Raw genomic sequence first — 10,658 nt, 5'->3', positions numbered from 1 at the left:
GAGTGCCTGATGAGTAAGATCTCCCATTATGCGGCGGCGTTTAACGTGCTGGGTATTTGTTATCTGTTCTCACCGGATGATGACAGCAACCGCGTTGCTATGCGCCTGTTTACTCAGCCGGGGTTTGCGCAGCAATGGCCCTGTGAGGTGGATGAAGCACTCCGTACACAGTTGAGCAGCGCTGTCAGTTGTGGTTCAGAAACACTGAAAGCTGCCTGGCAGGATTTGTTTGCCGGTCCCGGGGCACTACCGGCGCCGCCGTGGGGCTCGGTTTACCAGGATGCGGAAGGGTTGTTACAGGGAGATTCCACCCTGGCACTGAATGCATTTTTAAAGCAGGAGCGGCTGAAACTCAGCACGGCGTATCCGGAACCTGCGGATCACATCGGGCTGATTTTATTTCAGGCGGCAGTATTAGCATCAGAAATGCGGGCACCAGCAGTAAATACACTGCTGAGTCAGCACCTGCTAACCTGGCTGCCCCATTACGCAGAACGCCTTAATGCTCACGGGCACAGCCCGTTTTATTCAGCACTGACACAACTGGCGCTGGTGACGGCTCGTGCGTTTGTGAAGCATAAGTAATTTATTGCGTTTTCCTTTCACTATAAAAACGCCCGGTACAGTGACCGGGCGCAGATTATAGCTGATCACCGCAGATTACAGTTTCGAAAATGCATAAGCGGCAGCATCAATGGTTTTGCGGATATCTTCATCACTGTGCGCGACAGACATAAATCCGGCTTCAAAGGCGGATGGTGCGAGATAAATCCCTTTTTCCAGCATCAGATGGAAGAACTTTTTGAAGCGCTCCACATCACAATTCATCACATCCTGATAGCAGGTGACAGTCGGTGAATCAGTAAAGAACATCCCGAACATTCCGCCGACATAATTGACCACAAACGGAATACCCGCTTGCTGTGCTTTCGCAGTCAGACCTTCCGCCAGCATTTCTGTCAGTTCAGTCAGGCGCTGATGCACACCGGGTTGTGAAATTTCCTGCAAACAGGCAAGACCGGCTGCCATGGCAATCGGATTACCGGAGAGAGTGCCCGCCTGGTAAACCGGACCTGTCGGCGCGAGTTTTTCCATGATCTCACCACGCCCGCCGAATGCACCGACCGGCATTCCGCCGCCGATAATTTTACCCAGGCAGGTCAGATCCGGTTCAACATCATAATACGCCTGTGCGCCGCCGAGGGCGACACGAAAGCCGGTCATCACTTCGTCGATAATCAGCAGTGCGCCGAATTCGTCACACAATGCACGCAGTCCCGGCAGGAAATCTGCTGCCGGTGGAATGCAGTTCATATTACCGGCAACCGGCTCGACAATAATGCAGGCAACTTCGTGAGGATGTTTTTCAAAGGCTTCACGGACAGAATCCAGGTCATTATAAGTGCAGGTCAGCGTGTGTTTGGCAAAATCCGCCGGGACACCCGGTGAGTTTGGCTGACCGATAGTCAGTGCGCCGGAACCGGCTTTGACTAACAGGCAGTCTGCATGTCCGTGATAGCAACCTTCAAACTTGATGATTTTATCGCGGGCGGTGTAACCACGCGCCAGGCGGATAGCGCTCATGGTCGCTTCCGTTCCGGAGTTCACCATGCGCACCATATCCATGGATGGCACCAGTTCGGTGACAAATTTTGCCATTTCGACTTCATCAGCGGTCGGCGCGCCGAAACTCAGCCCTTTCTCTACAGCTTTAATCACCGCCGTGCGGATAGCCGGGTGGTTATGACCCAGCACCATCGGTCCCCAGGAGCCGACATAGTCAATATAGGCTTTGCTGTCGACATCATAAATATACGCCCCGTTGGCACGTTCAATAAACAGCGGGGTACCGCCGACGCCGTTAAACGCGCGGACCGGGGAGTTTACTCCACCGGGGATAAAGTGCTGTGCTTCGGTGTACAAGGTTTCAGAGCGGCTCATGCAGGGCTCCTGTCAGTCAGTGAGCGGAAAGTGGGTATAGTGTAATGGAGAGCGCGGCTGAATCCAACTTGTCACATTATTCTTGTGAGGACTATATCCAACGTCATTCAAGATGCAGGCAGGCGGCAAGTTTAGCCCACCGGGGAGCATAGATAAACTATGTGACCCGGCGGGCTGAACGCGGCCAACGAACCTGCGGTTTGAATGAATAAGGATATATATCCTTACTAACAATATGGTTACTGCGCTTTATGTGTGGCGAAACTTGAACGATTCTGTGAGGTGGTAGATAATTGGTAATAATGTCCGGGAGCTGACAGCTTTCTGAGTGTGTTTACTGGTCGCGGCCAGTCTGGAGTAATAAATGAGCGATGATTCAGCACTGCCCCTGCAATTTACTGATGCGGCAGCTAAAAAAGTAAAAATCCTGATTTCGGATGAAGAAAATCCGAACCTGCGCCTGCGTGTTTATATCACCGGCGGCGGGTGCAGCGGGTTTCAGTATGGTTTCACCTTTGATGATGCCATGAATGACGGCGACATGACTATCGAGAAAGAAGGTGTGGCGCTGGTGGTTGACCCGATGAGCCTGCAATATCTGGTCGGCGGTTGTGTGGATTATACTGAAGGGCTGGAAGGCTCGCGGTTTATCGTCACCAACCCGAATGCCAAAACTACCTGCGGCTGTGGTTCTTCATTCAGTATCTGATTGAATTACCGGCAGCTATCAGAACGGACGCGCAGGCGTCCGTTTTTTTTATCAGGTAAAAAGTGAATAATACTACCGGACAGATGTAGCGCAGAGTTAACAGGTGTATTAGTGCTATATTATTCCGGTATGTCGGAAAATAAAGAATCTCCGGCTGAAACAGGATATCTTTATATTATGAATAACAGTATATGTATGGCAGTTGATTGTTATTAATACGGCTGAATTAACAAAATGAAACATAATAATATTATTTTTAATCTTTCTGATATTGATAATAAAATGACCGATTAAATAAAGTATCTGATATTTTTGTGTTATGTAAAAACCAACAGTAAACTGTTACTTATTGATTTAAAATGTATTTATTACCATTTTTTGTTTGTTATCATATTAATGATATTAATTGCCCGCCATATTCGCTATATATTTTAATTTACAGCGTTAAATAATAACAGGGTAATAAAGGTGAAAACATTTTTGATCCTGCTCAATAACCTTATATTTCATTCCTCTACACTAAAGATGTAAAAATATTACACCTATTCCTCCGTAAATATGAGAATAACCCGGCGGGAATCACATCACCGGCTGTTAACCATCACATCGTGACACCCGCCGACTGTCCCCGGCAATATACGTAAAGGAACAGCCATGATTTACCCGCTGACAGAACAATGCCTGAGCACTTATCGCAACAGCACATTGCAGCGCTATGCACAGCGCTATCTTGATATTGAAAAACAGACGCAGCAGGCGATCGCGCAGTATGGGCTGGTATTTGAAGCGCCACACCGGCGTCAGGCGCAGATTGATCTACTGCGAAGCGAGGTGAAGGCGCTGGGGGCAACATTTTCGAATAACGGCAAAAGTATTCACAGTAAATGGCTGTCCGGCGCCTGTGTGCAATGCCGCACGGGAGAGGGCAGCTATACCACGTTTTTATCGCTGAAATGCCACCGCGACTGCTATTTTTGCTTCAATCCGAACCAGGAAAATTACGATGGTTTTCAGCATGAAATGCGGGATGCTATTGGTGAAGTGAATGCGATTGTGGAAGAGGGCTATCCGCTGAGCCACATTGCACTGACCGGCGGCGAGCCGCTGTTGTTCCGTCAGGAAAGTATCCGTTTCTTTGAGACTGTACAGGAAAAACTGCCCGGCGTTCATACCAGACTCTATACCGCAGGAGATCCGCTGGATCGCAATACTGCGCTGGCACTGGCGGCAGCGGGTCTGAAAGAGGTGCGTTTCAGTATCAAAATTGACGATCCGCCGGAAAAACTGGAAAAAGTACTCAGCCGTATCGCACTGGCGCGGGAGATTTTCCCTGACGTCATGGTGGAGATGCCGGTTATCCCGGGCAGTGAAGAACAGATGAATGAACTGCTGCTGAAACTGGATGCTATCGGCATCGACGGTATTAATCTGCTGGAGTTTTGCTTTCCGCTGACCAACAGCCCTGAATATCAGACGCGGGGCTTTGCCCTGAAAAATCCGCCCTATGAGGTGTATTACAACTATTGGTACGCGGGCGGACTGGCGGTTGCCGACAGCGAACTTGCCTGTTTGCGGGTGCTGAAATTTGCCCTGGAAAATAATCTTTCCCCGGGTGTGCATTACTGCTCGCTGGAAAACAAACACACCGGGCAGGTGTATCAGAGCAATGCGTTTCTCAGCGCCGGTCCGCACTATATTTTTTCTCCGCGTGATTATTTCTTCAAAAGCGCCAAGGTGTTCGGTGACGATTGTTCATGTGTCGCTGCTATCCTGCGTGAGGCTGGTCTGCCGTTTCATGAAGATATTCTGCATGGTTTTTTACAATTCAATCCTGAATCGATTATGCACCTGACACATTTCCCCGATCTGCCCGTTGCGCTGACTTCCCATATTGCGGAAGACGACGGGCAGGGTAATCCGTTAATTAAAGAAGTGCGGGTGGAATTCACCACACCCGCTGAATTTTCGCCTGATGATATACACGGAGGTGTATGTGAGCAGTGACAGCCGGGAACTTGATTATCTGTATGCGCGTCAGTTTGCTTATGACGTATTGCGCCGTCTGCTGACAGAAGAGCCGATAGCAGAACTGCTTATCTACCTGCGCGATGAGGGGCTGTCTCTGTTCCCCGCAGATGAGAGCCTGCCTGCCATGCAGACTGCGCTGGATGCAATGCAGGATGATTTGAATACCCGCATGCTTAAAAGCGGAGCATCCGATTTTGAAACTCTGCACTGGGATTTCACCCGGTTATTTATCGGACCTGAATCCCCGCCTGCCGCGCCCTGGGAATCAGTGTATGTCTCGCGGGATAAATTGTTGTTCCAGGAAAGCACCCTGAGTGTCAAAACTTTTTATCAGCAGCACGGATTTCATCTGCCGGAAACAGAATATGAGGCCGCCGATCATATCGGTTATGAGCTTGATTTTCTGTGGAACCTGAGTGTGAAAGCGTCACAGGCGCTTGATGGCGGGCAGATTGAAGACATTAACGCGCCGTTGCAGGCATCAGCCGAATTTATGGAGGCGCATTTACTGGCCTTTATGACGCCGTTCTGCCGTGAACTGAATAATCACGCAGAGACGGTATTTTACCGTCAGTTCAGTACTCTTCTTGAAGTTTTTACCCGTAATGATCACAAAAAAATCAATGAATTAATAAACTTATAATAATAATTTTAAAACCTGATGATGAGGTATGAGCAATGTCAGACAGACAAAAAACAGGCTTAACCCGCCGTTCATTTGTAAAATGGACGACAGCGGCATCAGCTATGGCTGCACTGCCGTTAAGCAGACAACTTCACGCTGCAACACCAGCACCGGAAAAAACAACCCCCGTCACCGGGACGGCTGCCAAAGGGCAGTGGAAACCGGTCGCCTGCTGGCATAACTGCGGCGGGCGCTGTGTAAACAAAGCGCTGGTCGTTGATGGCGTGGTAGTCAGACAAAAAACCGATGATGTGGTTGCCGATTCACCGGACTTCCCGCAGCAGCGCGGGTGTCTGCGCGGGCGCTCTCAGCGCAAACAGGTTTTCGGCGCAGATCGCCTGAAATACCCGATGAAACGCAAAGGCTGGGCACCGGGCGGCGGGGATAAAACCCTGCGCGGGCGTGACCAGTGGGTGCGTATCAGCTGGGATGAGGCACTGGATATCGTCGCCTCCGAAACAAAACGGATCACCGGACAACACGGCAACGAATCTCTCTGGGTGACCGGCGGTAATGGTACTGATTTCCAGAGTGTGTTCGCCAAAGCGGGCGGTTTTACCGGTGACTGGGGAACCACCTCCTGGGGCGCCTGGTTTGAAACCCCGGCACATCTGGGATTGCTGGAAGGGTTTTACACCTTCGGCACCAACGACCGTTTTGATATGCGCAATTCACAGCTGATTGTGATGTGGGGTGCGAACCCGGCCTGGAGCAGCCCGGGCAGCCCGACGTATAACTATTATCAGGCGAAAAAAGCCGGTGCGCGTTTTATCAGTATTGATCCGAGCTACACGGCAACGGCAGAACTGATGGATGCAGACTGGTATCCGATTAATCCGGGAACCGATCACGCACTGGCGCTGGGTATTATGTCCGCACTGCTGGAGATGGATAGCCCGGCTAATCCGCTGATTGACTGGGATTTTCTGCGCAACTGCACGGTGGGCTTTGATGAAACCAATATGCCTGCGGGTGCGGATCGTCAGAAAAACTTCAAAGATTACCTGCTGGGAACCTACACCGGTGAACCGAAAACCCCTGAATGGGCATCGGATATTACCGGAATTTCTGCATCTGATATCCGTTCGCTTGCCCGTCAGATCGGCGGCACACAGCGGGTGGCGCTGTTAACCGGTTGGGCGCCTGCGCGTATTCATAACGGTGAAGGATGGGTTCAGGCGTTTTCAACACTCGGATTTATGACCGGGCATATGGGGCGTCCGGGGCGTATGACCGGGGTGAGCTGTCACTTTGCGGCGGGTAATAACGGAATGCGGTTGGTGGTTGCCGGGGCAAATGGGTTACCTGCGGTGAAAAACCCGGTCAGCCTGAAAATCAATCACAACGAACTGAACCGCGCACTGCTGGAGAAAAAATTCCGTCAGCGCGGTACGGGTGATGTGGATGCCAATATTCAGATGATTTTTCATCCGTTTAACGCCACTTTACAGACCCGTGCCAATATTATGCAGGGAATTGAAGCCTATCGTCAGGGGGTTGAGTTTATCGCGACCGCCGCGTATGTCCCGCATACCTGTGCGAAATATTCTGATCTGATCCTGCCGGTGACGACTGAGTGGGAGCGCGAGGGAACCATTCTTAATCCGAGTAACCGCGAAGTTATTATTGCTGCGGTGAATGTCACTCCGCCACTGTATGAAGCAAAAAGTGATCAGTGGATAGCAAAAGAGCTGGGTAAACGTCTGGGTGTGAATGTGGATGAGATCTTCCCGATCTCCGAAAAACAGCAGTTTTTCAATAAGCTGAATGGTGCCACTATCATCACGGAAGACGGTATTACCAAAGCGCCGCTGTTTACGGTCACTCAGGCAGATATTGATGAATGGCAGGTCACCGGTACGCCGCAGGACGGGCGCATCACGCTCAATGAATTCCTGACCAAAGGGAAGTATCAGGTAGAGCGCACGCCGGATGATAACTACAGTTATATTGCTTATGAAGATTTTATCCGCGACCCGGCGGCAAACCCGCGTCCGACACCAAGCGGTAAGTTTGAAATCTACTGCGAAACCCTGGTTGAGAAAGCGAAAGAGTGCGGCTGGACTGAATTACCCCCTATTCCGGCGTATATTCCGTCAGCAAGCGGCTATGAAGCCAGTTTCAGTGATTTCGCCAAAAAAGAGAAAGGCGATTATCCGTTCCAGGTCTATAACCCGCACTATCTGCGGCGCTCACACAGTACGCTGGATAACGTGCCGTGGCTGCGCGAGCAGTGGCCGAGCCCTGTCTATATTAACGCTTCCGATGCAAAACGCCTGGATATTAAGCAGGGTGAAACCGTTATGGTCACCAGTCCGCAGGGTAAACTTCTGCGTCCGGCGCTGGTTACTCAGACCATGAAACCCGGCGTGATCGCTCTGCCACACGGCAGCTGGACCAATGTGGATGAAACCACCGGCATTGATATGGCGGGGGCAGATAACACACTGACTATTCAGGTGCCGACCGGGCTTGGAACATCCGGATGGAACACGATGCTGTGTAATATCGAAAAATGGCATGGCGAACAGTTGACAGAAGATGCGCGACTGCCGCAGCGGATCATCGGATAAGGGGCACAGACAGATATGGACAAACAAGTAGGATTTTATATTAATGTCGCTGCCTGCATCGGTTGTAAAACCTGTGTTGTGGCGTGTAAGGATAAGAACGACCTCGAAGTCGGACGTAATTTCCGCCGGGTGTATGACATTGAGGCCGGGGAATATCCGCGCCCGCGCCGCTGGCATCTTTCCATCGCCTGTAACCATTGCGACGACCCGCAGTGTGTCAGCCATTGCCCGACCACGGCAATGCATAAGCGTGAAGAGGATGGTGTGGTGCTGGTGGATCATGACAAATGTGTGGGCTGCCGTTATTGCACCTGGGCGTGTCCGTATGAAGCGCCGCAGTTTGATCCTGCAATCGGTATGATGACCAAGTGCGATACCTGCCTGGATCTGCGTGAGCAGGGCGGCAATCCGATGTGTGTGGACTCCTGTCCGATGCGTGCGATTGAGTTCGGTCTTATCAGTGAACTGCGCAAAAAATACGGTACGAACGCGGATATCGACGGGCTGCCAAACTCATCCATTACCAAACCGAACCTTGTGGTCGGGATGAAAGGATAAGGAGAATTATCATGCATGAACTGCCTCTTGTTATATTCACCTTATTTATGCAGGCGTCAGTCGGCTGTCTGGTGATCACATTACTCTGCTATTTCCGTTTGTTCGGCAGCAAAGATCCCCGTACCGCGATGAAATGGGTGCGTGTGCCGCTGATAGCAAGCTTTTTGCTGGGCTGTGCCGGGTTGCTCGGCTCCCTGTTCCACATGGGAAATCCGCTGCACATGTTTTACACCCTGATGCACGTTTCTTCATCGTGGATGAGCCGTGAGGTGCTGGCAACCGCCGTTTATATGGGGCTGTTGTTCCTCAGTGTTGCGCTGCTGCTGTTAAAACAGAAAGTAAATGGCTTGCTGCTGCTGTTAAGTGCCGCAGCGGGGCTGGTGTATATGTATGCGATGTCTGCTCTTTACGCCGATACCTTGTTCACGCTGTGGAGTGGTCTGTTCACGTTTGCCGGTTTTGCCGGAACGATGCTGCTGACCGGCGGGATAATCTCTGCGCTGCTGCTGGTAACGGCGCTGGGCTATGCCCGTGAAGATGAATTGATCCGCCGTGTGGTGAAAATTGCGCTGGCGGCAGGTGTTGCCGGGCTTCTGCTGATGCTGCTGGGCGCACTGTCACTGCTGGGCAATATCGGCGAACCAATCTATACGGGAATGACCCCGCGTGTGATGCCGGAAGGATTGCTGAGCCTGAATATTATCCGCGTTGTACTGATTGGTCTGGGATTGTTTTTTGCCGGGCGTCTGCTGTGTCAGAAACAGGCTGAGATAACCAATGCCACAGTGATAATGTCACTGGCAACAGTCTGTGTTTTTGCCGGAGAAGTAGTGGGCAGGGTAGTCTTCTTCTCTCTCGGTGGCTGATATACCCTTATTCATTCAACCTGCAGGTTCGTTGGCTGCATCCTGAATGACGTTGGGTATATAATTAAATCATTTGTCATAAAAAATCCGGACGTGAATGCATCCGGATTTTTTTATGCTGTACTTACAGAGGGCAGAGGGTAATCAGCGGGTCAGGATCACTTCCCCTAAAATATTGTCTTTCAGCAACCCGCCATTTTTTGCCTGATAAAGGATAAAATCGATATCCCGCGCCTGATAACGCTCGCGCAGGATAGCGGTGATTTCTTTAATCGGCTTGCCCTGTAATAACCCGTCAATCACCATCGCCAGCAGCAGCGACTGATCACTGTATGTAAGCGGATTAAGCGAGCCCATCACCCGGTTAAGGTAATGGTCAAACGCCGGTAACGGATTCTCCGGATTTTCTCTGTTCAGTTTGATCTGAACATCAATCAATGTATTAAAATCAATACCATGATTAGCAATCCAGTCACGTAATTCATTGACATACGCATCAACATCATCTGAATGCAGGGTGCTGATGGTGCCGCTGAAATTAAACAGATTCACCCCGCTGAGCCGTTGCAGGATATAAATCGCAACATACAGATTATAGCGGGACGGGATCAGCAGGCAGTTATCTATCCACCAGACTAATACATGGCGCGGGCTGATACGGTCATCGATATATTTCGCCGGCGGATACACCATGATGTCAACATCGGTTAATTCGCCGAGGTGCGTCTGGATCAGATTATCCACCTGGCGCCAGTCCAGCCCGCCGCTACCGCAGCCGAGCGCAGGCATTGCCACCGATTTCAGTCCCTGTTTTTTAATCAGCGCTTTCAGCTCCCGCAGACCATTTTCGATAAATTCGTAGCCGGAGGGTGAATCCCATTTATCACGGGTCGGAAAATTAATAATATTCCGGCCGTGCTCTTCGGTAACAGATAACTGACCGGTACCGATCTTATTGCTTTTACACAAAGCCTCATAGGCCCGCGCATTTATCGGATAATCCAGTTTGAATTGATAGGCTATTCCTTTCCCCATTACACCCTGGCAGTTAACCGCGTTAACCAGACCCCGGGCATCCGATCTCAGTAAATCGCCTTTAAGGTATTTAATCATCGTTGCAGTCCGTTTCTTTTTTCACTCAATTCCTCCGCGGCCTTTAATCACAGGCAGATATGCCATGCCGAACCAATCCGGAATTATTCAGATTATAAATTATCCGGTTGCGGAGACCAGAATCCTCTGACATTGTCGCTTTCTCCGACACCAACTGATATCAGAATCTTCTTGGGTTTGTTATG

General features: G+C 50.5%; 9 protein-coding genes. 7 read left to right on the top strand and 2 right to left on the bottom strand.

Annotated elements, in window-relative coordinates; all coding sequences use genetic code 11:
- Window positions 1–9 precede the first annotated feature (9 nt).
- A complete protein-coding gene (locus AYY16_RS13965) occupies window positions 10–585 on the top strand; it encodes a molecular chaperone TorD family protein (RefSeq protein ID WP_067367780.1) in 576 nt (191 codons plus the stop codon).
- 75 nt (window positions 586–660) lie between these two features.
- Here AYY16_RS13965 and hemL read toward each other — a convergent pair whose 3' ends face one another.
- Entirely contained in the window at window positions 661–1,941 is a 1,281-nt protein-coding gene (gene hemL / locus AYY16_RS13960) for a glutamate-1-semialdehyde 2,1-aminomutase (protein WP_067367777.1), read from the bottom strand.
- A gap of 364 nt (window positions 1,942–2,305) precedes the next feature.
- Between hemL and erpA the strand changes: the two genes are divergently transcribed.
- From erpA to AYY16_RS13930, 6 genes are all read left to right on the top strand, one after another.
- A complete protein-coding gene (gene erpA, locus AYY16_RS13955) occupies window positions 2,306–2,650 on the top strand; it encodes an iron-sulfur cluster insertion protein ErpA (protein ID WP_067367774.1) in 345 nt (114 codons plus the stop codon).
- A gap of 654 nt (window positions 2,651–3,304) precedes the next feature.
- A complete protein-coding gene (locus AYY16_RS13950; RefSeq protein WP_067367771.1) occupies window positions 3,305–4,654 on the top strand; it encodes a radical SAM protein in 1,350 nt (449 codons plus the stop codon).
- Window positions 4,644–5,321 carry a TorD/DmsD family molecular chaperone gene (locus AYY16_RS13945; protein WP_067367765.1) on the top strand — a complete coding sequence of 226 codons (678 nt, stop codon included), beginning with the start codon at window positions 4,644–4,646 and terminating at the stop codon, window positions 5,319–5,321. Before AYY16_RS13950 ends, AYY16_RS13945 begins: the two co-directional genes overlap by 11 nt.
- Before the next feature lie 35 nt (window positions 5,322–5,356).
- On the top strand, window positions 5,357–7,936 hold the full coding sequence (locus AYY16_RS13940; protein ID WP_067367764.1) for a molybdopterin-dependent oxidoreductase: 2,580 nt from the start codon (window positions 5,357–5,359) through the stop codon (window positions 7,934–7,936).
- A 15-nt stretch (window positions 7,937–7,951) separates the two neighbouring features.
- Window positions 7,952–8,494 (top strand): DMSO/selenate family reductase complex B subunit, encoded by a 543-nt coding sequence (locus AYY16_RS13935; RefSeq protein ID WP_067367761.1) that lies wholly within the window; start codon window positions 7,952–7,954, stop codon window positions 8,492–8,494.
- Between the two features lie 11 nt (window positions 8,495–8,505).
- The gene (locus tag AYY16_RS13930) at window positions 8,506–9,360 is read left to right on the top strand and encodes a dimethyl sulfoxide reductase anchor subunit family protein (RefSeq protein ID WP_067367758.1); all 855 of its coding nucleotides are present in this window, start codon (window positions 8,506–8,508) and stop codon (window positions 9,358–9,360) included.
- A 144-nt stretch (window positions 9,361–9,504) separates the two neighbouring features.
- On the opposite strand, the gene AYY16_RS13925 is transcribed toward AYY16_RS13930, so the two are convergent.
- Window positions 9,505–10,473, bottom strand: a complete 969-nt coding sequence (locus AYY16_RS13925) for a macro domain-containing protein (protein WP_067367755.1) — start codon at window positions 10,471–10,473, stop codon at window positions 9,505–9,507.
- Between the last annotated feature and the right edge of the window lie 185 nt (window positions 10,474–10,658).

This window comes from Morganella psychrotolerans (genome assembly GCF_001676155.1).
In the GTDB taxonomy this organism is placed as follows: Bacteria; Pseudomonadota; Gammaproteobacteria; order Enterobacterales; family Enterobacteriaceae; genus Morganella; species Morganella psychrotolerans.
Note: the sequence above shows the minus strand (reverse complement) of the source record. Positions and strands in the feature narration are given on the sequence as shown.

Excerpts from the sequence above, each read along its gene's own strand:
- AYY16_RS13925 (WP_067367755.1), bottom strand. The coding sequence starts at position 10,473 with ATGATTAAATACCTTAAAGGCGATTTACTGAGATCGGATGCCCGGGGT.
- AYY16_RS13940 (WP_067367764.1), top strand. The coding sequence starts at position 5,357 with ATGTCAGACAGACAAAAAACAGGCTTAACCCGCCGTTCATTTGTAAAA.
- AYY16_RS13935 (WP_067367761.1), top strand. The coding sequence starts at position 7,952 with ATGGACAAACAAGTAGGATTTTATATTAATGTCGCTGCCTGCATCGGT.
- AYY16_RS13965 (WP_067367780.1), top strand. The coding sequence starts at position 10 with ATGAGTAAGATCTCCCATTATGCGGCGGCGTTTAACGTGCTGGGTATT.
- AYY16_RS13930 (WP_067367758.1), top strand. The coding sequence starts at position 8,506 with ATGCATGAACTGCCTCTTGTTATATTCACCTTATTTATGCAGGCGTCA.
- erpA (WP_067367774.1), top strand. The coding sequence starts at position 2,306 with ATGAGCGATGATTCAGCACTGCCCCTGCAATTTACTGATGCGGCAGCT.
- hemL (WP_067367777.1), bottom strand. The coding sequence starts at position 1,941 with ATGAGCCGCTCTGAAACCTTGTACACCGAAGCACAGCACTTTATCCCC.
- AYY16_RS13950 (WP_067367771.1), top strand. The coding sequence starts at position 3,305 with ATGATTTACCCGCTGACAGAACAATGCCTGAGCACTTATCGCAACAGC.